The organism is Trichocoleus desertorum AS-A10 (assembly GCF_039962155.1).
Lineage (GTDB): Bacteria > Cyanobacteriota > Cyanobacteriia > FACHB-46 > FACHB-46 > Trichocoleus.
In genome coordinates, this window is the sequence record NZ_JAMPKN010000014.1 from 12,637 (window position 1) to 35,405 (window position 22,769).

At 49.7% G+C, this 22,769-nt stretch carries 17 protein-coding genes; 7 read left to right on the top strand and 10 right to left on the bottom strand.

The window, feature by feature from the left end; translation table 11 throughout:
- Positions 1-648: 648 nt before the first annotated feature.
- On the bottom strand, positions 649-1,125 hold the full coding sequence (locus tag NDA01_RS18015) for an ankyrin repeat domain-containing protein (RefSeq protein ID WP_348229034.1): 477 nt from the start codon (positions 1,123-1,125) through the stop codon (positions 649-651).
- 202 nt (positions 1,126-1,327) lie between these two features.
- On the opposite strand from NDA01_RS18015, the gene NDA01_RS18020 reads away from it, so the two are divergent.
- Positions 1,328-2,614, top strand: a complete 1,287-nt coding sequence (locus NDA01_RS18020) for a glycosyltransferase family protein (protein ID WP_348229035.1) — start codon at positions 1,328-1,330, stop codon at positions 2,612-2,614.
- 55 nt (positions 2,615-2,669) lie between these two features.
- Here NDA01_RS18020 and NDA01_RS18025 read toward each other — a convergent pair whose 3' ends face one another.
- Positions 2,670-3,059 carry a hypothetical protein gene (locus tag NDA01_RS18025; protein ID WP_348229036.1) on the bottom strand — a complete coding sequence of 130 codons (390 nt, stop codon included), beginning with the start codon at positions 3,057-3,059 and terminating at the stop codon, positions 2,670-2,672.
- Between the two features lie 441 nt (positions 3,060-3,500).
- Between NDA01_RS18025 and NDA01_RS18030 the strand changes: the two genes are divergently transcribed.
- Positions 3,501-4,121, top strand: a complete 621-nt coding sequence (locus tag NDA01_RS18030; RefSeq protein WP_348229037.1) for a M23 family metallopeptidase — start codon at positions 3,501-3,503, stop codon at positions 4,119-4,121.
- Positions 4,122-4,262: 141 nt separating this feature from the next.
- On the opposite strand, the gene ftsH is transcribed toward NDA01_RS18030, so the two are convergent.
- The gene (gene ftsH / locus NDA01_RS18035; RefSeq protein ID WP_190555122.1) at positions 4,263-6,179 is read right to left on the bottom strand and encodes an ATP-dependent zinc metalloprotease FtsH; all 1,917 of its coding nucleotides are present in this window, start codon (positions 6,177-6,179) and stop codon (positions 4,263-4,265) included.
- 428 nt (positions 6,180-6,607) lie between these two features.
- Here ftsH and NDA01_RS18040 point away from each other — a divergent pair, with 428 nt between their 5' ends.
- Positions 6,608-7,234: an NADPH-dependent FMN reductase gene (locus tag NDA01_RS18040; protein WP_348229038.1), complete on the top strand. Its 627-nt coding sequence runs from the start codon at positions 6,608-6,610 to the stop codon at positions 7,232-7,234.
- Positions 7,235-7,410: 176 nt separating this feature from the next.
- Here NDA01_RS18040 and NDA01_RS18045 read toward each other — a convergent pair whose 3' ends face one another.
- From NDA01_RS18045 to NDA01_RS18065, 5 genes are all read right to left on the bottom strand, one after another.
- A complete protein-coding gene (locus NDA01_RS18045) occupies positions 7,411-8,601 on the bottom strand; it encodes a ferrochelatase (protein WP_190434420.1) in 1,191 nt (396 codons plus the stop codon).
- Positions 8,602-8,913: 312 nt separating this feature from the next.
- Positions 8,914-9,879 carry a diguanylate cyclase domain-containing protein gene (locus NDA01_RS18050; RefSeq protein WP_348229039.1) on the bottom strand — a complete coding sequence of 322 codons (966 nt, stop codon included), beginning with the start codon at positions 9,877-9,879 and terminating at the stop codon, positions 8,914-8,916.
- Positions 9,867-14,441, bottom strand: a complete 4,575-nt coding sequence (locus NDA01_RS18055) for a PAS domain-containing hybrid sensor histidine kinase/response regulator (RefSeq protein WP_348229040.1) — start codon at positions 14,439-14,441, stop codon at positions 9,867-9,869. The genes NDA01_RS18050 and NDA01_RS18055 overlap by 13 nt, the downstream gene beginning before the upstream one ends.
- Positions 14,438-15,052 (bottom strand): chemotaxis protein CheC, encoded by a 615-nt coding sequence (locus NDA01_RS18060; RefSeq protein WP_348229041.1) that lies wholly within the window; start codon positions 15,050-15,052, stop codon positions 14,438-14,440. The genes NDA01_RS18055 and NDA01_RS18060 overlap by 4 nt, the downstream gene beginning before the upstream one ends.
- The gene (locus NDA01_RS18065; protein WP_348229042.1) at positions 15,049-15,429 is read right to left on the bottom strand and encodes a response regulator transcription factor; all 381 of its coding nucleotides are present in this window, start codon (positions 15,427-15,429) and stop codon (positions 15,049-15,051) included. The genes NDA01_RS18060 and NDA01_RS18065 overlap by 4 nt, the downstream gene beginning before the upstream one ends.
- Positions 15,430-15,673: 244 nt before the next feature.
- On the opposite strand from NDA01_RS18065, the gene NDA01_RS18070 reads away from it, so the two are divergent.
- The 3 genes from NDA01_RS18070 (at position 15,674) to ilvB (ending at position 19,795) form a co-directional block, all read left to right on the top strand.
- Positions 15,674-16,285 carry a hypothetical protein gene (locus NDA01_RS18070; protein WP_348229043.1) on the top strand — a complete coding sequence of 204 codons (612 nt, stop codon included), beginning with the start codon at positions 15,674-15,676 and terminating at the stop codon, positions 16,283-16,285.
- A gap of 206 nt (positions 16,286-16,491) precedes the next feature.
- Positions 16,492-17,742: an MFS transporter gene (locus NDA01_RS18075; RefSeq protein WP_190434428.1), complete on the top strand. Its 1,251-nt coding sequence runs from the start codon at positions 16,492-16,494 to the stop codon at positions 17,740-17,742.
- A gap of 217 nt (positions 17,743-17,959) precedes the next feature.
- Positions 17,960-19,795 (top strand): biosynthetic-type acetolactate synthase large subunit, encoded by a 1,836-nt coding sequence (ilvB, locus tag NDA01_RS18080; RefSeq protein WP_348229044.1) that lies wholly within the window; start codon positions 17,960-17,962, stop codon positions 19,793-19,795.
- Positions 19,796-19,872: 77 nt separating this feature from the next.
- Here ilvB and NDA01_RS18085 read toward each other — a convergent pair whose 3' ends face one another.
- The gene (locus NDA01_RS18085; RefSeq protein WP_348229045.1) at positions 19,873-20,043 is read right to left on the bottom strand and encodes a hypothetical protein; all 171 of its coding nucleotides are present in this window, start codon (positions 20,041-20,043) and stop codon (positions 19,873-19,875) included.
- Between the two features lie 341 nt (positions 20,044-20,384).
- Positions 20,385-21,032, bottom strand: coding sequence for a hypothetical protein (locus NDA01_RS18090; protein WP_348229046.1), 648 nt, complete (start codon positions 21,030-21,032; stop codon positions 20,385-20,387).
- Positions 21,033-21,224: 192 nt separating this feature from the next.
- On the opposite strand from NDA01_RS18090, the gene dacB reads away from it, so the two are divergent.
- On the top strand, positions 21,225-22,769 hold the full coding sequence (gene dacB, locus NDA01_RS18095) for a D-alanyl-D-alanine carboxypeptidase/D-alanyl-D-alanine endopeptidase (RefSeq protein ID WP_348229047.1): 1,545 nt from the start codon (positions 21,225-21,227) through the stop codon (positions 22,767-22,769).

The window sequence follows — 22,769 nt, forward strand, 5'->3', positions numbered from 1 at the left end:
TATAACTCCAGCTTTCTACCCATTCGCCTTTCAGCCACTCACAGGACAACTTGGGCTTGTTTCACCAAAGGTGCCTCATCTTAGACATGCCTTGCCAAAACCAGCGCTAGGTATAGAGGCGAAGTTTTGCACGGTGAGACAAATTAGTGACCCATGAGTGTTTTTACCAGAAAATCCTTACCAAGTGAGCAGTTTGACGACTAACTGACACAATTTGATAAAAAAACTGAGAACTTTCTTTACATTTATTTACAATAGGTAAGTGCAAGCACTCACGTATTTTTAATATTTCTTAATTTTTATCCTATAAAATTTTATTGAGGGATCGCACCAAAGTAGCAAAACCCCTACAGGAGCGGAATGCGTTGCTCAAGTTGCCTAGATTAGCAATAATTGTTTCTCGAAATAAATAATAGCTTCGTGATTTTTTAATTGTTGAATTTGCTTGAATGATTTATTTTTAGCAGGGCTTTAAGTAATTAATACATTAGAAGATCCTCATTTAATTCATTAATTATGTGGCTCTTAAAGCTCTTGATTTCTATGTTGATTAACCGGATGCAGGAAGGAAAACACTGATTTGCATGGTTTGACTAAAATTTAGTCGAACTACCACTTATTTAACTAGTTATTTAGTTTACGACAGTGCTAGGAACCTTTACGGGCTTGCTTTAGCAGCTCCATCGTCTCAGTCTGCTTTTCCTCCGCTGCCCAAACAAAAGCAGTCCAATTATGGTTATCTCTAGCATTAATATCAGCACCACTGGCCAACAAAGTTTTCACAACTTCCGGATGGCCTTTAGCAGCAGCGCTCATTAACGCTGTCAAACCAAAACTGGTTTTAGCGTTGACTTCTGCACCTTTATTGAGCAGCAATTGAACAATCAAGAGGTGCCCAGCCGCAGCCGCACCCATTAAGGCAGACCAGCCATCTCGGTCTAGAGCGTTGACTGCTGCGCCTTGGTTCAGCAGAGCGGCAACGACATCCGCATGCCCTGCTTCTGCCGCTGCGATTAAAGCTGTTGAGCCTTCCTCATCCTGAGCATTCACGTCTGCTTTTTGAGCCAGTAAGGTTTCTACTTGGGCAATGTCTCCCCGTTTAGATCCAGTGATTAGGTCTGTCATGGCTTACGATCCCTATCTAGACATGCACAAAGAAGTACAAACGGAATGGATTAAATTGAAATTGACTTGAAGCTAAGCGATCGCACCCACACCCGTAGGTGGATCAAATAGAGTCATCAAAGTCGCTCTAGGAAAAATTTATCCTAAGAGGAGGGACTTTGACGCAAGCTAACCAAGCACTAAAAGCAGGAGAAGCAAATTAGTGTCTGCTGTTGATATTTTGATTCTCTCCAATGGCCCCGGAGAGTTAGCCACCTGGGTGAAACCTGTGGTTAGGGCATTGAGAGCGCAACTAGGAGACGAGCGTGCCCAAGTGCGGATTTCGGTTGTTTTATCTCCTTGCCCCAATGCTAGCGGTCAAGAAGCGGCGATCGCGCAGAGCTATCCAGAAGTTGACCGAGTCCAGGCAGCTGAGCATTTCGCTGCGTTTTTGCTGTCTGGTAAAACTGTAGACGCTTGGGACTGGCGTAATCGCGGGGTAGTGCTGTTTCTGGGTGGCGACCAGTTCTTTCCCGTAGTAATCGGTAAGCGGCTGGGGTACCGAACTGTAGTCTACGCCGAGTGGGATGCTCGTTGGCTGCGCTGGATCGATCGCTTTGGAGTTATGAAACCGGAAATTGCTGCTCAAGCTCCCCCCGCTCAAGCCCATAAATTTACCGTCGTGGGTGACTTAATGGCAGAGGCAGGCACCTTCGAGCGACCCAAGAGCCATCTAACAGATGCAAGCACAGGGAAAAGCACAGAACTGATCGGCTTGTTGCCAGGGTCGAAACCAGCCAAGTTAGCTCAAGGCGTCCCGTTAACCTTGGCGATCGCGGAGCGCATTCACGCGATTCGGCCCCAAACTCGCTTCGTCATTCCCGTGGCACCTACCCTCAGTCTGCAAACCCTAGCTCGCTTTGCTGATCCTGAGCAAAATCCAATTTCACAATTATTTGGTGGTGTAGGGGCGCACTTAGTGGTGCCAGAAGCAGGTCAACAACCTTATTTGAAAACCGCAGCAGGAGTTCAAGTAGAACTGCGGACTGATTTCCCTGCCTACGACCTACTCTCCCAATGCCAGCTTTGCCTGACTACAGTCGGCGCAAACACTGCCGAGTTAGGATCTCTCGCTGTTCCCATGATTGTGCTAATTCCCATGCAGCAAGCGGATGCTATGCGGGCTTGGGGCGGCATCCCTGGCCTACTAGTTAACTTGCCTGGGGTTGGCAGCAGTTTCGCCAAACTGATCAATTGGTGGTTTCTTAGCAAACCTCGGCTGCTAGCTTGGCCTAACATCTGGGCACAGGAGCAAATCGTGCCAGAAAAAGTGGGCATCGTGCAGCCACAAGAAATTGCAGACTTAGCCTTAGACTGGCTAGAGCATCCTGAGCAACTGCAACAAATCCGCGATCGCCTCCGCAACGTTCGAGGCCAACCCGGAGCTGCCACAAAACTCAGTCAAATCGTCGCTGAGGAACTAGGCTTCAACTCGTCTCCTAACTCCTAACTCCTCTCCCCTCACTCCTAACTCCTCTCCCTTCACTCCTAACTCCTCACCTCTCTCACTTCCCCGCTGCCTGCCCATCTCGGCGGCCTAGCTCGTAAACAGCACAGCCTATACAAGTCAAAATTCCTAAACTGATAGCCCAGCTTTTACCTAGACTAATTTCCACTCCGTAGTTGCACAGCGCTCCTGCCCCTAGAAACGGCACAATGCTAAAGACCGATGCATAGAAAGCATTTTGGGCTTCCCGGGCTTTGCGAGTCCGCTCAAACTCTGCTTCTGACGTGTAGAGCGATCGCTCGGCGAAGTTAAACCAGCGATTGATTTGCTCTGTTACCCATTGGCCCACGGATGAGAATCCTAAATATAAGCCTAGGGACCACAAACTCGCCCCTGCGATCGCCGTAGTATCGAGTACTAGCGGTATGGGAAAAATATTAATCTGCATGGCTATGGCAGCAGTTTGTGAAATTTAATGGACTGTAAAAAGTTGTAACAGATATAAGAACGAAATTACACTGATTCAGCGGCTCTGTGACGAATTGACATAAACACCTGATAGATTTGCCAGCAGCCTAGGGTAATATACTCCGGAAGCGCTAGTGGCATTGATGGCCATTCGTGCTTCTGGCTACAAAATGGTTCTGAGCTAGCAACTCCTGATCTAGGATGATCTGGCAGCGATCGCTTGAGGAACTTAAACGGGTGTATCGACGTACATAATCTGAGTGCTTGAGCTACAGCAGACTCAATCCTGCCCCCCTGATTGAGACCTTAGAAATATTTCGTCATCCGTAAAGGACGCTGTATGGAGAAACGCAATTGTAAGTCCGCTGAGCAGTTGAGGAGTAAGCAGCAAGCATCCACATCGCTCCTAAAACCCAAAACTATGATTCGAATTGGACAAGCCCTACTGATTGCAGGTTTGGGTTTAGCAGGCTTCGTTGCCTCTGACTGGCCCCAAAAAACAGCTAGAGCACAAGAAGTTGCAACCAACCAAGTAGCGACAGGAAGCACTTGGCAAGGCGCCTCTTTCCCAGTTGAAAATTTCCAAGCTTATACCTCTGCCTTTGGCTATCGCCAATCTCCCAGCGGTTATAGCCAGGAATTTCACCACGGCCTAGATTTGGCTGCCCCCGAAGGTAGCTACATTCGGAGTTGGTGGAACGGTACCGTGGTGGAAGTGTCTGATGACAGCGCTTGCGGTACTTCAGTGGTCGTTCAGTCGGGCGAGTGGGAGCACATTTATTGCCATATGCAAGGTCATGTAGAAACGGCTAATGGAGGTCGTTACCTAGTCGATCGCGAAGGTGGCATTCAGATGCGCGAAGGCCAACAGCTAGTTGCCGGAACCCGCATCGGTCGAGTAGGTATGACAGGCCGTACCACTGGCCCCCATCTCCACTGGGGGATGAAGTATTCTGGGCAGTGGGTTGATCCAGCTTTAGTGTTACGAGCCATGTATGCTCAGCAAAGAGCTGGTCACTCAGTTTCTAGCCGCCCCAACTAAAGGTTCTGAATTAAGGCAGACAAAACTAAAGAGAGAACAGCCTTAAAATCTGTTCTCTCTTTTTTATGGCTCAATTTTGGGGCGAAAACAGGTGGTAGCCCGTTTGCACGAGCAAGATGCCCGCGTAACAAGTATTACCAGCTAGATGCTGCTGACTTCGCTAGGAGCCGCTGGCTGATGCTTGCTAGGCACTTGGGTGTATTCAGCCACAATCTGGCGGAATTGATCGCCTTCAACCGTTTCTTGGTCTAGTAACGTATCCACCAGCCGATCCATCAAAGCCCGATTTTCCCTCAGCAAGGTACGGGCTCTCTCATGGCACTGGAAGACAATTGCTCGGACTTGGTGATCGATTTTAGTAGCGACTTCCTCAGAGTATTCAGTCGAGCGATTCATCAGATCTCGCCCCAGGAACACTTCGCTGCTTTGGCTTTCGAGCGCAAATGGCCCTAAGTCAGACATACCGTAGCGAGTCACCATTTCTCGAGCGTAGTCAGCCACAGCTCGGATATCTCCCGAAGCGCCTTTTGTCACCTCGTGATAGCCAAACACTTCTTCTTCCGCTGCACGGCCACCCAAGAAAACGGTGATCCGATCGAGCAACCAAGCGCGGCTGTACAAGCCATCATCAATGGTCTCTTCATTGGGTAGAGGTTTGGCAAATCCACCAATCCCACCAGAGCGAGGGATAATCGTCACTTTGTCTAGGGGATCGGTTTTTTCTAGCAGCGTCATCAGGAGGGCATGACCCACCTCGTGATAGGCAATCAGGCGCTTCTTCTTGCTGTCAAGTAACGGGGTGAGAGTTAAGCCAATGGTGACGCGATCGATCGCATCATCCACTTCTAGAGGTGTAACTGCATCTTTGCGCCGTCGGGCGGTCAAGATAGCAGCTTCATTGAGCAGGTTGGCTAGATCAGCTCCTGAAAAACCAGGGGTTCTTTGGGCGATCGCATCCAAAGAGATGTCTGGTGCTAGCTTCTTATTGCGAGCATGAACTTCTAGAATCCCCAAGCGGCCTTTGTAGCTAGGCAGGTCCACTGTAATTTGGCGATCGAAGCGACCGGGACGCAATAGCGCAGAATCCAAGACATCAGGACGGTTGGTTGCCGCAATGATGATGATGCCATTGTTGCCTTCGAAGCCATCCATCTCGGTGAGTAACTGGTTGAGGGTTTGCTCCCGCTCATCATTCCCACCACCAATGCCTGCCCCTCGTTGACGACCCACCGCATCAATCTCATCAATGAAGATAATGCAAGGCGCGCTTTCTTTCGCTTTTTTGAACAGGTCACGGACGCGAGAAGCACCAACACCCACGAACATCTCGACGAACTCAGAACCAGAGATGCTGAAGAAGGGTACACCCGCTTCTCCCGCGATCGCCTTAGCCAACAGAGTTTTACCCGTGCCTGGAGGACCCACTAGCAACACTCCTTTAGGAATGCGCGCTCCAATAGCGGTAAAGCGTTCTGGCTTCTTGAGGAAAGTCACAACTTCTTGCAGTTCTTCTTTAGCTTCCTCAATCCCAGCGACATCATCGAACATGACGCCTGTTTTGGCTTCCATTTGAAACCGAGCCCGCGACTTGCCAAAGTTCATCGCCTGACCTGGGGCGTTAGTCGAGCGCCGCAGAATAATCAACAAACCCGCAATCAAGAGAAAAATCAACAGCAGATTTGCCAGCAAGCCAACGGCTGTACTGTTATCAGGAGATGGTTGAACTTCAAAATCTACATCATTGGCCCGGATGCGCTCAATCAACTCAGGATTCTGCTCCAGCAGAGGTACTTCCTGCATCGCGTCCGTCTTTTTCTCTCCTGCCAACCGGACTCTAGCAACGTTTTGGGTTGGGTCGACCTCAACCCGTGATACTTGACCTGCATCAATTTTCCGCAAGAGCTCACCATAAGTGAGGGAGTTGCGGCCTGCTTGAGCTAGCCCTGGGGTCGTTAACAACGCAGTTTGGAGTAAAAACCAACTGGCTGTAATTGCCCCAGTAACGGCAGAACTCCTCATCAAGCGATTATTTGTCAGTGCCTTGCGGAAACTTTTCATACTGGATTGCCTTTTGCCTCCCGCCTGAACCTAACTCCTCTGAGTAGCTGCAAAACTCAGCTTGACAGTAGAAGCTAGGAAATCTCTTATCTAGTTTAACTTTCCTAATCCTGGACTTCAGGACTTTGAGTAACAACTCTGTTGATTCAGGTCTTGATCTAGTTGATAGCTATCTACCGCAACCATCCTCAAGAAAGTTGATCTCTAATTTTCCCTAAGGAAAACATATAAATTTGACAAAATGTAACTTTCTTAGTTAAGCTAATTGTAGTCGTAATGACTCCGTTTTCAATAAGACATTTTTAGGTTATTTTTCGAGCCAATTCTCAGCTCACCAAATCTGTGCGTTTCATTCAGACTTGGTTTCCGGCTGAAGCTTCAGCAGTTATTTCAAGCTTGCACGGAATTTCTTTAGAAGGGCTAGACCTATGGTTAGATTTGTTGGTATTGGTGGTAGTCTACGCGCTGACGCTCATAGCTACCAAGCATTGCATGTAGCAGCAGAGCGATTGCGATCGCTCGGTGCCGAAGTGGAAGTCATTGACCTCCGCACCTTGAACCTGCCTTTTTGCCGTGGGGGACAAGACGAGTATTTGGACTACCCAGACGTAGCTCGGTTGCGCCAAGCCGTTAAGCAAGCAGACGGCCTGATCTTATCCACACCGGAGTATCACGGCAGCCTCAGTGGTGTGCTCAAAAATGCTTTGGACTTGCTGAGCTTTGAGCAGTTATCTGACAAAGTGACTGGATTGATTAGTGTGCTCGGCGGCCAGTCTAACAGCAACGCCCTAAATGACTTGCGCGTCATCATGCGTTGGGTCCACGCTTGGGTAATTCCAGAACAAGTTGCGATCGGGCAAGCCTGGAGCGCCTTTGACCCAAACGGTCAGCTACGAGACGAAAAACTATCTGAACGTTTCGACCAATTCGCTCGCAGCTTAGTCGAGAACACTTGTAAGCTGCGCGGCGTCTCTGTGGCTTCTGCTCAGGACGTGCTCGTAGCTCAAGCAGGTGTTTTAACTACTGGCAGCACTAATACTGACAGCACTAAATAATGGCAACAAAGAAGGTACCGCAACTAGCACCCGTTCTTAAAAGTTGCCTCATTAACTTTGGCAAATCTTCCCAACTAAAATCACAATCACAGCAAAAAGGGGGTTACTAACCCCCTTTCTTGTTTATCAATAGACTTTTTGGCAGCGATCGCTAGAGATCTTGCCGCACTTGTTTTCTAGTGATGGTGTCCGTGATCGTGATGATGCTCGTTGCCATGAGAGTGATCGTGATGGCCATGATGATGGTGATCATGGGTATGTTGCGCCTGAGCCTTAGCTAGACTTGGGTTTACCACCAGGGCCTGCTCTGCCAACAACGCTTCGATTTGGGGATTAGCCCAATCTGCTGCCATCTGCAAAAACTCAGGCTGGGCATTGACACATTCCATCTGCACGTAGGTCACGTCAGGTCGGCGGCGACGGAGACCGTGAATAATGTGGTCTACGTCCAAAAGAGTTTCATGGTTTTCAGTCGCAAAGCCAATCGGCATAAAGACTAAAGCGGTTGCCCCCAAATCCATCAAGTTTTTGGCAGCTAGTTCGGCATTAGGCTGCGTCCACTCAATCAAAGGAGTTTGATGATTTAACCATCCCGGAGAAATGAGGGGGTAACGATAAATCAACTTCTCACGAACCCGGTTGTAAAGTGCTTCGCTTTCTTCAATCCCAGAGGTGAAGCCCTTGGCTTTGTGCGGACAGCCGTGGTTCATCAAAATGATGCCCGTTTGGGAGGGGAGATGAGCTACAGCCAAATCCGTTTTGATTTTGTCCTCGACCAAATTAGCCAGCAGATCAATATATTCCGGTTCGCTGTAGAAGGAGGGAATATAGCGCTGACCCTTGACCCAATGCTCGGTGCCATCTACTAACTTGGTGAGAGCGTTATTCACTTGCTCCACAGCAATGCCGCTGGTAAAGATGGAATCAACGACGAGCAGTGGGTAAATCAGAATTTTGTCAAAACCTTGGGTTTTAATCTCGGCTAACACCTGTTCTGGCAGAAATGGCGCACAGAAGTTAAAGGCTTTGAAAACTTGGACGCGATCGCCCCATCTGGCTTGTAAGTTTTTTTCAATTCCAGCTCGTTGCTGCTCAAAAATGGCATTGTGCGGCGAAATAAAGTTGTCGTGCTGGTGTCCCCACTCGTGCAGATCAAAAACTGCAAGCAGTTTGGCTAGGGGAGGATAGATCCAAGTGGGAACTGGGGCGAACTTAGCGGTGAGTAAGTTAAGAGCTTGCTCGTTGTAGTTCGCAAAATCTTCGTAGCTTTCGACTTCGCCATAACCCATCAACAAGACAGCAACTCGATCTTGCGGGACAGATGAAGTTGGAGTTTGCTGTTGCTGTTTTTCGGGAGTTGCAACCACTATTTGTTCCTCGACCTTGCACTTTAGTTAATCACTGACGCATCAGCAGCGGCTTAAAAGCTCTACTTCAAGCACGTCCTAGTCTCCCTAGGCTAACATCCCCTCCGGGGGGATGGAATTAAAAAATGTTTTATAACGGCGATCGCTCCGATGAGAGACACTACCTACGCTGTATATCTTGCAGACAACACCGCTATTGATAGCGAATCCTAGCTATCAAATCTTCTTTCCGAAGAAATATTTTTTCTAGGCGATCGCTGACTAAACTGGTTGATCACAAATGGTTCATCACAAATGGCAGCCAGCTCAAGCTTAGTAGAGGCTTGTTTGGGAAGTGCAGTATTGATTTCGTCCTGCGGCCTTCGCTTGATACAGCGCTTTATCGGCAAGGGTAACTAAGGCTGAGGGATTTGAATCAAATTGGGGCACAACTGTTGCAATGCCTAAGCTGAGCGTCACGCAATGACTGGCTTGAGAACTATTGTGGGGAAGTTGGAGCACTTTGACTTTGTATTGAATATCCTGGGCGACTTTAACCCCGCCCCTAGATTCGGTAGAAGGCAAGATCAAAGCAAATTCTTCGCCGCCATAGCGAGCTGCGAGGTCAGCAGGACGTCTAGCACAACTGCTAATGGTTTTAGCAATTTGCTGCAAGCAGTCATCTCCCGCTTGATGACCATAGGTATCGTTGTAGGCTTTGAAGCAATCAATGTCACACAAAATCAAGGTGAGGGCCACCCGCTCTCTAGCCAGACGTTGCCAGGATTGATAGAGGTGCTGATCGAAGCAGCGGCGGTTCGCTAGTTGAGTTAGCCCATCTACTAAGGCCAGACGCTGTAGTACCTGATTGGTTGATTCTAGCTGGCGATGCAGTTGGCTTTGTTGAATTAAGCGCTTCACCCTTTGACGCAACACGGCCCAATGGATCGGCTTGGTGACGTAGTCAGTAGCTCCAGCAGCAAAAGCTTGGGCGACTGATTCTTCATCTTCTAATCCGGTAATCATCAAAACCGGAGTGCGATCGCCACTAGGAAGGGCTTGTAGCTTAGCGCAAAAGGTAAAACCGTCCATGATCGGCATAAGTGCATCCAAGAGGACAATATCAGGATGCAGATGTTTGTAGTCTTCTAGCCCTTGCTCTCCGTTTGGGGCTTCTACGACCTGGTAGCCTTCTTGCTCCATCGCTCGACGTAACTGTAGCCGCATGAAGACATCGTCATCCACGACTAGCACTAATGGAGAGTCTCGCTGATCCAAGATCGTGCTTATATCAGACACCGTTGCCGCTCCAGTTCTAGGGCTGCTTTAACCTCGGTGAACTCCTTCTCTACTAAAGCGACTTGGGCGACCCAATTCATCGATGCCATCTCCTGACAGTTGCTTTCCAGCTCTTTACACAAGGCAGCAAGCCTGATAGCTCCTAGGGTAGCGCTACTTGATTTTAGAGTGTGAGTCAGTAAGCGCAACAACGCTAGATCACCCTGGGCGCTTGCTAGCTGCATGCTTTGGATCAGCTTGGGAGTTTCTTGGAGATAGCTACTAATCAGTTCCACCAAGATGCCCCCTGCATCCTCACCTACCATCTTGCGGAAAGACTGCATGACTTGAGCATCGACAGCCGCAGAGCTATGTTCTACCTGGTCTATTTGGTGTGGGCGATCGCTGGGACTAGTCTTCAGCTGACATCTCAGCAAAGCAGTAGACAATTCCTCAACTTTGATTGGCTTGCTGATGTAGTCGTCCATTCCTACCTCTAAGCACATCTCGCGATCGCCCTGTATCGCATTGGCAGTCACTGCAATGATCCGAGGACGTTGATGAGGCAACCATTCCTGACAAATGCAACGAGTTGTCTCCAACCCATCCATCTGAGGCATTTGGATATCCATTAGGATCACATCATAAACCTGACGACGCAATGCCTCTAGCACCTCCAAACCATTTGCAGCGATGTCGGCTGTGTAGCCTAAGCGCTTCAGCAGCAGCAAGGCCACCTTCTGATTCACGGTGTGGTCCTCCGCGAGCAAAATCCGCAATTGAGGTAATTCTGGTGAAATATCCGAAGTAGCTAGATTCATGGAAGCAACGGTTTGAGGCAGCACTGGTTCGTTTAGAAGTTTGGTGACTACTTCATACAGCTGGGCTTGTTTGATTGGTTTGGACAGCAACGCGGTCGAAGGTGCAGCATTTACTTCCGGGCTAGCTATGGACCATCCCATTGGTGCGAGGAAGGCGATCGGCAACTGCTGACATCCGGGCTGCTGCCGAATTGCCTTAAACAAAGCTAAATTTTGCATCTCTGGTAACTGAACATCTAGTAGCACCAGATCAAACTGCTCACCTTGATGTAGCCGTGTGAGCGCTGCGTCCCCTGATGCCGCAGTTCGTACTGTCATCCCCCAAGCTTGGGCTTGCCCCACGACCAAAGCGCAGTTAACCGCGTGATCATCTACAATTAACAGCCGTTTCCCAGCGAATCGGCTCGCTAATGGAGATGTAGAATCAGGCTCGTTCAGCACTGGCGTGAAAGCAATGGCTTGAGCCAGGATGGTGAAGTAAAAGGTAGAGCCTGAACCAGCCTTAGATGCGTGAACAGACAGCCAAGCGGGAGAGGGATTACCTGCTACCTGGCCTTGGCTCTCCACCCACATGCACCCCCCCATCATTTGGCTGAGGCGATCGCTAATGGCTAGACCTAAACCAGTGCCACCATATTGGCGGGTAGTGGAGGAATCGATTTGACTAAAAGCCTGAAACAAACGGTGCATCCGCTGCGCTGGAATGCCAATGCCCGTATCCTTGACCGAGAATTGCACTTCGTAAAACGAGTTGGAGGAGAGTTCAGGCAATAAATTTCTGATCTCTCTCGTCGTCCCTACGCGATCGCCAGAGATCAGAAATTTATTGCCTGCCTGCGTCTGCATCTTTCGAGCCGTGACTAACAACTCAATCGTCCCCGTTTGAGTAAATTTGATGGCGTTGCTCAGCAGATTCACCAAAATCTGACGCACGCGAGTCACATCTCCCATAATTTGGCTTGGTGTTTCTGGCTGAATCAGATAAGTTAACTCCAAGCCCTTCTCCACAGCCTGAGATGCCAAAAGATCCAACGATTCCTCTACGCAAGCTTGCAACTCAAACGGGTGTTGCTCTAGTTCCAGCTTGCCTGACTCAATTTTGGAAAAGTCTAAGATGTCGTTGATCAGCGTGAGCAACGTTTCACTACTGCTACAAATCGTGGTCGCAAAGTCCCGCTGCTGAGAATTTAGCGGTGTGTCTAACAACAACTCAGTCATGCCAATCACAGCATTCATGGGCGTGCGAATTTCGTGGCTCATGGTGGCCAAGAACTCACTCTTAGCTTGGTTGGCAGCTTCGGCAGCCCGCCGCGCTTGTTCTAGAGCCAAGTTTTGTTGAGTTAGCCGTTCTCGTTGCAGAGTTTCTTGCTCTAGTAAGGCAGCTTGAGCTAAGGCAATCCCGACTTGGGTAGCTACGGCTTCTAGGAGTTCAATCTCATCGGGTGCCCACTGGCGAAACTGATCACATTGATGGAGCGCAATGGTGCCGTTAGGGGCTCCTTGATAAGAAGTGCGAATAGCTAAAATTGATTGGAGATTGACCTGAGCGCAGTTAGCAACAGCCGATTGAAAGAGATGGCTGGCATAAACATTCGGTACAGCGATCGCTTGGTCTTGAGCCAGCAGCTTTTCTGCATAAACTTGACTGACCAGAGGCACTTTGACGACTTGGGTCGAGGCATAGCCTAGTTCTAAATATTCAGCAACGCAAGGAAGTTGGGGACTTGCTCCTGCTAAGTAAGCACGAATGACACAGCGATTTGCCCCGAAAGCTTGACCTACCTGAGTGGCTGTAATCCGAAAAATATCTTGTGAGTTTAAGCTTTGGCGGATTTCTTGAGTAATTTGTTTGAGCAGGTCAGCTCGATAGATTTGCTGTTGCAATGCTGATTCTGCTTGCTGGCGTTGAGTGATGTCTCGGTAGTTAATAACCGTACCGACCGTTTCACCAGCAATCTTTTGCGGCTGTGCATAACGCTCAAAGCTTCTGCCATCGTTTAGCTCAATCACATGGCAGCTAGCTGTATCTGGATGATCGTAAGACTTCTGCACCTGAGCTCGGAAGTTGGTTGGATCTTTAACGCGAGTCTGAGCGTAGGCGACAAACTGGCGATCGCTCCGAGCAGACAGAATGGTGTCAGGAGCGTGCCACATTTCGGCAAACTTGCCATTCCAAATCACCATATTCTCCTCTCGGTCCACGACCAAAATGCCATCCGCCGTGGATTCCAAGGTGGCTTGCAGCAGAGAGAGCGATCGCGCTAGTTCTTGCTCGGCTTGCTTTTGCTCGGTAATGTCGTGCAACACTACTACGGCCCCCAGCTTTTTGCCCTGAGGATCGGCGATCGCCTGCCCACTCGCTAACACGGTGCGGGGTTGTCCCCCTGGAGGCACAATCACCATTTCTACATTGCGGACCTTTTCGTTTTGCAAAGCTCGGAAGAGGGGGACTTCCTCGAGCGGCATCAAAGTTTTTCCGTCAGGCCGATGTAACCCGTAGTAAGCCGCCCAGTCCTCTAGCGGCATTAGCTGCACGTCTGAAGCATGAAAGCTTTGCACTGCCCGGTTAAACAGGGTCAAGCTTCCCGCCGCATCACAAGCCACTATCCCTGATTCCACGTTGTCCAGCAGAATCTTGAGAAACGTTTGCTCTTTTTGTAGAGCGGCTTCTACTTGCTTGCGCTCAACAATCTCATTGAGCAGTTCTGTATTGGCTTGAGCTAGTTCAGCAGTCCGTGCGGCTACTCGCTGCTCCAACTCGTCGTGGGCCTGTTGCAAAGCAGCTTCTGCTTGGCTGCGATCGTTCTCAGCCTGCACACGTTCGTCGATATCTGTACAAGTGCCAATCCATTCTCGGACTGTGCCATCTCTCTCCAGTACAGGGACTCCCCGCAGCGCAAAGTGACGGTAGCAACCCTCTCTGTCGCGGACCCGATATTCAGCGGCATAAGGTGAGTTCGTCCGAACTGCCTCCAGCCAAATTCTTTTGATGCGCTCTTGGTCTTCAGGATGCACGACTTCCAGCCATCCTAATCCTTTGAATTCTGTCTCATTTTGTCCGGTAAGAGCCCGCCACAGAGGAGAATCTGCCGTGGCTTGGCCAGCGGCGTCTGTGGTCCAGACGACCTGAGCCGTGGCAACTACCAAGGAACGATAGCGCTCCTCACTGCGCCTCAGGTCAGCTTCCACCCGTTGCCGCTCCTGAATTTCGCGCTGCAATTGCATGTTTGCCTGCAAGAAGGACGCTGTACGCTGTTGTACCCGCTGCTCTAGAACGTCGTGCGCTTCTTGCAAAGCAGCCTCTGCTCGTTGGCGTTCCTGAATCTCTTGCTGCGCTAGTTGTTGTGCTTGCCTATAATTTTGAATTTGGGAATTGAGGTCTGTGACATCTTGAATTGAGAGCAGGGCATAAAAGCCATTGCCATCAGCCGCAGGAATCGCCGTCACAACAGTATGCTGCACCCGACATTGCCCACTGGGTAAGCAAGATGGAATTAAAGATTGATGAAGCCGGGCCGAAAAGACGGTAGGAGTGCCATTCCCAAAAACTTGTTGCAAACGACTCACATACTGCGATGCCTGTAAGTGAGGAAACACCTCAGTCAGGTTTTGACCTCGTAACTGATTTCTAGATAATTTGGTCCAGTTTTCTAAGCAGCTGTTCCAGAAGACTACGCTGAAGTCTTGCTGCAACACACAGACTCCCATCGGAATCTGGTCCAGTAAACCAAATTTTTCTGCAATCAGTTGGGCTTCATTCATGCTGATTCTTCCAAGCCAAGATTTAGAGCTGTGAGCAGTGTGTCGAGAGCGCCCAACTTAAAAATTAAGATGATGTCTCCAGCAATTAGGAGTTGTTCGATAGTGAAGCGAGCTTTGGCAATGAGAACCGTAGCGCTGGCAATCTCGAAGTCGTGAGAAGTTAACAGATTGCCAACTGTATCTTCTAAATAAATGGGTAACGAGTAGTTGAGATGTTGCTGGAGGACATTGCTAATCGACCCCATCACTCCATTGATCACAATGTTGCCGACTTCGCTTAAAGTGCCAATCTTGACAGCATCCAAGTCGTATAAGTCAAATTCTTCGCGAGTTAAAACTGCAACTAGTTTGGAGGCACTATCGGTCGGAAACACGAGTTGAGCTACGCCTGCGAAGGAACCATTGAAGCCCAACCGTACCGCTGAAATCGGTGCTACGCCTAGCTGCTGTTCTAAGTCCTGTTGGACTTCGGCAGATGAGATTAACTTTGTATAGGGGATTTGTAGATGGACATGAGAGCCAACCATTTCATTCAGAATGCTAGCGGCGCGTCCGACACCAATATTCACTAGCTCTTGCAAAGCGTCTAGCTCATAGACCGTTGGCATCATGGAGTGATTCCTCCCACCTTGGCAGCGATCGCTTGGTCAATGGCGGCGGCTAACTCTTGGGGGTTGGGGGGCTTGCCTAGAACGGCGATCGCTCCTAAATCTAAGCATTGCTGCCGAGAACTCGACTGAATATCCGCAGTCAGGACAATCGCAGGCATCCGGCTTTCGTGGTCTCGCAGCTTTTGCAGCACTTCACGACCATCTAGATCAGGCATCAACAGATCTAGCAAAATACAGTCAGGAGCATGAGTGAGAGCTTTCTCCAGTCCTTCTCGACCACAGCTAGCTTCTACTGTGGTGTGACCTGCGGCCTGCAAAGTTTTACTAATGAGTCTGCGGGTAAACCACGCATCTTCGACGATAAGAATCAAAGCCATTTCTTTGCCCTAGTGGTTAGTTAGCAGACTGGTGCTCTGGCCAGCTTTGACTGCGCTGGCCTGAATCTATGCCTGATCTACATTTGCCTCTAATATTCCCCTGAGAGTCACTAGGTAATCAGAGGCTGATGAGGAGGCGATTAGAGCGGGTAACTAGCGGGCGATCGCACAGCTTGAGGTAGCAACCAAAATGCGCTGAGACAACCTTGAAATGGCAGAGTTAGCTGTTAGTAAATCTAAATTTATGAGCATTCTTATTTGTCCTGGTGTACACAACTTAGAGCTGACTCAAAGTTTTCTCCAGGGGTTGCCATTGCGTTCTACACCAAACCTATTGGCCGCTGATCACACAAATCAATCTGAAAACTTATTCATTTTTCCGGCACAATGTTATCCAGCCTATTCTGTATTTCATATCGTGCACTTCCTCCAGGAAACATTTCGTCAGCATCAGCTGAGTTCTGCTCAAACGGGCTTGGTGTTTCTAAGTTTTAGTGCAGGTGTGGCAGGGGCTATGGGTGCAGCTTGGGCTTGGCAACAGTTGGGGGGTCAAGTAAAAGCCTTGATCGCCTTGGATGGTTGGGGTGTACCCTTATACGGAGACTTTCCCATTCACCGAGTCAGTCACGATTACTTTACCCATTGGAGTTCTGCTTTGTGGGGTGCTGGAGCAGATAGTTTTTATGCCGAGCCAGCCATTGACCATTTAGAGCTTTGGCGATCGCCGCAAACCGTTCAGGGATGGTGGGTGCCTGTAGCCAATCCAACTCAGCAATCACCAACTGCAACTACCGCAGCCATTTTTCTAACTGTCCTACTACAGCGCTATGGAGAATCAGGTCTCTTTGTAAGCTAAACATAACCAGCTAAAAACCTTGCTCCTGAAAAACCGCCGCTAACTTAGGCTTTCAGTCATTAGCTTGCTAATTCTTGTTCTTTGTTTTTTCCTCTAGCACTCGCCCAATAGCCTGAAGCGAAAAAGTTGCTCAGCAACTAGTCACTTAGAGCTAGCAAAGCGCACACTAGGGGAGGTAGAATCCCTGGACTTTACAACTTCGCTTTATGCTTCCAGTCAGCCCGCCCCCTCCTGAGAGTGGATTTCGCAGCTTGATCAAAAATCGAGCATTTTTGGCGTTGTGGATGGGGCAATTACTCTCGCAAGTCGCGGATAAAGTTTTTTTCGTGCTGCTGATTACCTTGCTGGTAGATTACAAACCCCTACCAGGGCTAGAAAACTCGATGCGATCAGTGCTGATGGTTGCCTTCACGTTGCCTGCCATTCTGTTTGGTTCTGCGGCTGGTATCTTTGTCGATCGCTTTCCTAAAAAGCACATTCTTACTATCTGCAATGTCAGCCGTGGCCTGCTCACCTTGCTTATCCCGATCTTGCCCAAGGCGTTTCTGATTCTCCTGATCATCACCTTCGCTGAATCAGTGCTGACTCAGTTTTTTGCGCCCGCAGAACAGGCAGCCATTCCGCTCTTGGTGGAAAAAGAAGGGTTAATGACCGCCAATGCGTTGTTTACAACGACGATGCTGGGGTCATTAATTATTGGATTTGCCGTGGGTGAACCGTTGTTGAGCTTGGCGAGAGTTGGGGGTGACTTCGGCCAGGAGATTTTGGTGGGGGGGCTTTATCTGATTGCGGGAGCCGTCTTGTGGCTCGTCCCAATTCGAGAAAAGCATGTCAGCGATCACTTGGTAGCGGTTCATCCTTGGCATGATTTCAAAGCAGGGCTGCGTTACCTCAAGAAAGAGCGACTGGTGAGTAATGCTTTGCTCCAACTCACTATTTTGTATTCTGTCTTTGCTGCCCTAACGGTTCTCGCCATTAACTTGGTAGAAGATATTGGCCTTAAACCCAATCAATTTGGCTTTCTGCTAGCCGCAGCAGGGATTGGTATGGTCTTTGGGGCAGGAGTGCTAGGTCATTGGGGCGATCGCTTCCATCACAAACCCCTACCCCTGATTGGGTTCTTGTGCATGGCTTTTGCCCTGAGTATGTTTACCTTTACCACTAACCTATGGATCGGTTTGAGTTTAAGTGCCTTCTTGGGCGTGGGTGCTTCGATGATTGGCGTGCCCATGCAAACTCTAATCCATCAACAAACGCCAGAGTCCATGCGAGGCAAAGTGTTTGGTTTTCAAAATAATGTCGTCAACATCGCGCTGAGCCTACCACTCGCGATCGCGGGGCCACTCACTGATGCAATTGGTTTGCGAGCGGTGCTCCTAGGCATGAGCATTTTAGTTAGTATGGTAGGAATTTGGGCTTGGCAAAACACCCGCCGAGTTCTGCAAGATGTGATCTAATCGCATCGGACTAGGACTGTCATCAGTTCCTGACAGCAGCTACACCTCTACCCTTTATCAGGTGCAGGTTTGATCTATTTCAGCCAATCTAGAAACTGTTGAGACTTATCTATCGACAGGGATCAGGATTGGGATCTAAACTGAAGTCTTAGTCTTGAATGCATCATTAGATACAAAAGTCATCCACCTTAATCTATAGCGGTCGAGAGGTCTTCCTGTGCAGTTGCAGAGTGTAGCGGTCAAGCGTGCGTCTGGTGCTTTCGCATTAATTGATAGTTTGAAACGTCACGGCGTTAAACACATTTTTGGTTATCCCGGTGGCGCGATTCTGCCAATTTATGATGAGCTGTACCGCGCTGAGGCGGCTGGCGGCATTCACCACATTCTGGTCAGGCATGAACAGGGAGCAGCTCATGCGGCTGACGGTTATGCGCGGGCTACGGGTGAAGTTGGCGTTTGCTTCGCCACATCTGGTCCCGGTGCCACGAATCTAGTGACTGGCATTGCCACGGCTCACATGGATTCCATTCCCTTAGTTGTGGTGACTGGGCAAGTCGCACGAGCTGCGATCGGCAGTGATGCTTTCCAAGAAACCGATATTTGGGGCATTACGCTACCCATCGTCAAGCACTCCTATGTAGTGCGCGATCCTAGAGACATGGCTCGGATCACGGCTGAAGCGTTTTACATTGCCAGCTCTGGTCGTCCTGGTCCTGTCTTGATCGACGTGCCTAAGGATGTAGCCTTAGAAGAATTTGACTATGTACCCGTTGACCCTAGCAGCGTTAAGCTAGCGGGCTATCGCCCCACGGTTAGAGGCAACCCGCGCCAGGTTGTACAAGCACTCAAGCTAATTCGAGATTCTCGACAACCTCTGCTTTACATTGGAGGTGGCGCGATCGCGGCTGGAGCGCATAGAGAAGTTTGTGAGCTAGCAGAGCGCTTCCAAATTCCCGTCACCACAACCTTAATGGGCAAAGGCTCATTTGAAGAGACTCACCCCCTGGCCCTCGGCATGTTGGGTATGCATGGGACAGCCTACGCCAACTTTTCTGTCACCGAGTGTGATCTGCTGATTGCAGTTGGGGCTAGATTTGATGACCGCGTGACTGGCAAACTAGACGAATTTGCCTCCCGCGCTAAAGTCATTCACATTGACATCGACCCTGCTGAAGTCGGCAAGAACCGAGCGCCTCAAGTTCCCATTGTGGGTGATGTTCGACAAGTGTTGACGGACTTATTACAACGCAGCACCGAAGACGGAGATAGCCGCTACTCCACTCAAACCCAAGCTTGGCTAGAGCGAATTAACCGCTGGCGAGAAGATTATCCACTCGTAGTGCCTCAGTATCCGGGCAGCTTAGCGCCACAGGAAGTCATTGTAGAACTTAGCCGTCAAGCGCCTGCCGCTTACTACACTACCGATGTAGGCCAACACCAAATGTGGTCAGCCCAGTTTCTCAAGAATGGCCCTCGTCGTTGGATTTCCAGCGCTGGCCTAGGAACGATGGGCTTTGGCTTGCCTGCAGCAATGGGAGCTAAAGTTGCTTTACCGGATGAACAGGTGATTTGTATCAGCGGTGACGCTAGCTTCCAAATGAATCTCCAAGAGCTAGCCACCTTGGCTCAATACGGCATCAACGTCAAAACTGTCATCCTCAACAATGGTTGGCAGGGCATGGTGCGGCAATGGCAGGAAGCTTTCTACGGCGAACGCTACTCTTCCTCCAATATGGAAGTTGGCATGCCTGATTTTGTGAAGCTAGCAGATGCCTTTGGTATTAAAGGAATGGTGATCCATTCCCGCGAGGAGCTGCAAGATGCGATCGCCGAAATGCTAGCCCATGACGGTCCCGTACTCGTAGAAGCTCGGGTGAAGCGAGATGAGAACTGCTACCCAATGGTGGCTCCTGGCAAGAGCAATGCCCAGATGATTGGTTTGCCAGAGCGCGACAAGCTAGGAAAGGCAGCAGAGCTGATTTACTGTAATAGCTGCGGTGCGAAAAACATCTCTACCAACAACTTCTGCCCAGAGTGCGGCACTAAGCTGTAACTCGCCAGAACAATTAGAACTGCTAGGGGCAGGTCTTGTACCTGCCTTTTTTGCGCCTGTCCCTTTATATTCAATGGTTAATTCGCAATCGGCACATCTTTAAAAGCTGCCGTTTCGGGGATAAAAATATCGATCGCATTGACTCCTTCAGGAATGCGGAGCCAAACATAAGCATCGGCTGACGCAGAGAGACGCAATTGAAATAGTGAAATACCCTGATGTCGCTCTCCGAACGTGCATCTGCACATTCGCGACATCTCGATTGCCTGTTTCTGGCTCTTTAATGCGCTTAACTGTCAACAACTCTACCTTGGCCTTGGTATCTAAGGCAGGTTGGACAAATTGTCCCGGTTGGATTTGAGGATTGGGACTAGACCTGGAAGATGCGACTGAATTAGCGGGAGCGGCAGTTCCAGGGGCAAGGGTTGTAGATGCTGCATTTCCTGGCCCAGGCACCGAATTACTTGATAGAGCGCCTTGATTCGTGGACTGATTTGCATCGGAACTATTTGAGAGGTTGGCTGTACTCAATTGAGTACACAACCTATTACTGCTGCGCCCTTCTACTGCGGGTCATCTACCGAAGGCGTTATTTCGCAACTTTGACTGCTTGAAACAATTCAGTTTCCGGTACGCGGATATTTAAGGTCTTAACTGCTTCTGGTACGCGCAGCCAAACATAAGCATCCACCGATGCGCCTTTGCGAATTCCCTCCAAAGAAATTGGACCCGTTGATTTCCTGATGGCATCCACAGGTTCATAGGTAGCGATATCACTACCTGAATCTTGGGCAGTGGCACCTCCTACATTGATGAAGTCGTAGGCGCTGACGTTCTCAGCGAGACGACGAATCCGTAATTTGACATTGACAACATCAGAATTGCCCGTGTCTGGATCTTGAATGCGTTCCGCTGATAGCAAAGTCACTTCTGCTTTGTTGTCGAGTCCTGGCTGAACCAATTTGCCTGCTTCGGTTGGCACAGCGCTGGGTGCACTAGCAGTTGCAGTTGGTGACTTATCCTTTGCAGCTTCAGGCTTTGTCTGGGTCTGGGTGGTATCAGCAGGCTTAGCTGCTTGCTGGAGTTGCCACACTTGATAGGCAGCAAAACCGCTCAATGCTAATGCTAGTAAAGAGAAGAGGAGCGCCAACTTGGATGACGAACTGCCGGTGGAGCTTTGCCGCTGAGCATCTGAGCGCACAAGGGGTTTTTCACTTTCTCGGCCACGGGTTTTCATAAGTAGCATTACTGAGATAGCCTTGTATTACAATGAGATTTGCGTGTACTGAGTTCGGATCAAGATGAGGCTATTGTAAGGGAAAGCTATTCATTCCGTGATCTCCTCTTGCGGTCCCTCCGAATCTTGTCAATCCTTTTATACTCTCTTCATCTCCACTTAAAACTTACTGCCCCTAGGCAAGCTGGCAATATGCCTATCACTCTCCGCAAGTCGATCGTCTCATTGCTATGTTTTTTTGCAATAGGAACGGTGGGGGTGGGAGTACAACCAAAAGCTGGATTAGCAACTCCAGGTAATGCTATACCTGCGCCAATTTGCCCTACTCAATTAGACTCCGCGATCGCCCAAATCCTCCAAAGCGTTTCCTCTACAAATCGTTCCGCCTTTGCGCGCGCCCGCTGGGGCATCCTGGTTCAGACCTTGACCTCGGCGAGCGCTCCAGGGAAAACTTTGTATGCCCAGGACAGCGATCGCTACTTTTTGCCTGCTTCTAACGCCAAGTTGTTGACCACTGCGGCTGCTCTGCATCAATTAACGCCACAGTTCCGCGTTCGCACCTCGGTATACCAGGTTAAGAGCCAGGGGAAGGTAAATCTACGCATTGTTGGACGAGGCGATCCTAGTTTGACAGACCGGGAACTCGGCCTTTTGGCGCAGCAACTACGCCAGCGAGGGATTCAAGCGGTTGCTCAGTTGCTTGGGGACGAATCCTACTTTCGTGGTCCCGTGCCTAACCCGCAATGGGAATGGGGTGACATCCAAGCGGGGTACGGCGCACCCGTCAATGGCTTAATCCTGAATCAAAACGCAGTCGGGCTCCAGTTGTGGCCGCAAGCAGTGGGACAGCCGTTGCGAGTGCAGTGGGATGATCCGGCAGAGGCGAGGCGATGGCGCATCAACAATCAATCAGTAACTGTCAAAGACACAGGAGATGAGTTTGTAGAAGTAGGGCGGAATTTGAGCCAGCCATTGCTACAAGTACAAGGACAACTGCGGGTAGGTGGACCACCGGAACCTGTAGCAGTAGCGATCGCAGACCCCAGCCAGAATTTTTTGCGCCGATTCCAGCAGGCTTTAGCGGCCCAACAAATTCGCGTTGGACAAACTTTAGTCACCCACACACCTTCTACCACAACAGGCACAGAAATTGCCGCGATCGCCTCTCCCCCGTTATCAACCCTGCTGATTGAAACCAATCGAGAGAGCAACAATCTCTATGCCGAGGCTATTTTGCGGACTTTAGGAGCCAATACTGGAGCTACCCTGAAACAAGTTGCGGATCTATCTACTGCTGAGCAAGGTTTAGCAGTCGTCCAGCAAACTCTAACCAAACTTGGAGTGGAACCAGATAGCTATGTGTTGGCGGATGGCTCAGGATTGTCTCGCCATAACTTAGTTAGTCCCACGGCGCTAGTGCAAACCTTACAAGCGATCGCCCAGTTACCAGAAGCTGAGATTTATCGCGCCTCACTACCAGTGGCAGGCGTGAGTGGCACCTTACAAAGCCGCTTGCGAGACACCCCAGCCCAAGGACGACTCCAAGCGAAAACGGGCACACTGTCGGGCATTGCGGCTTTGTCTGGTTATCTCAATCCGCCTCAGTATCCGCCACTCGTGTTTAGCATCATTGTCAATCACTCAAATCAACCCGCTTCAACCCTACGGCAAACCATTGATGAGATTGTGCTCACCCTGACTCGGTTGCGTTCCTGTAGTCGTAACTCCAGTTTCTAG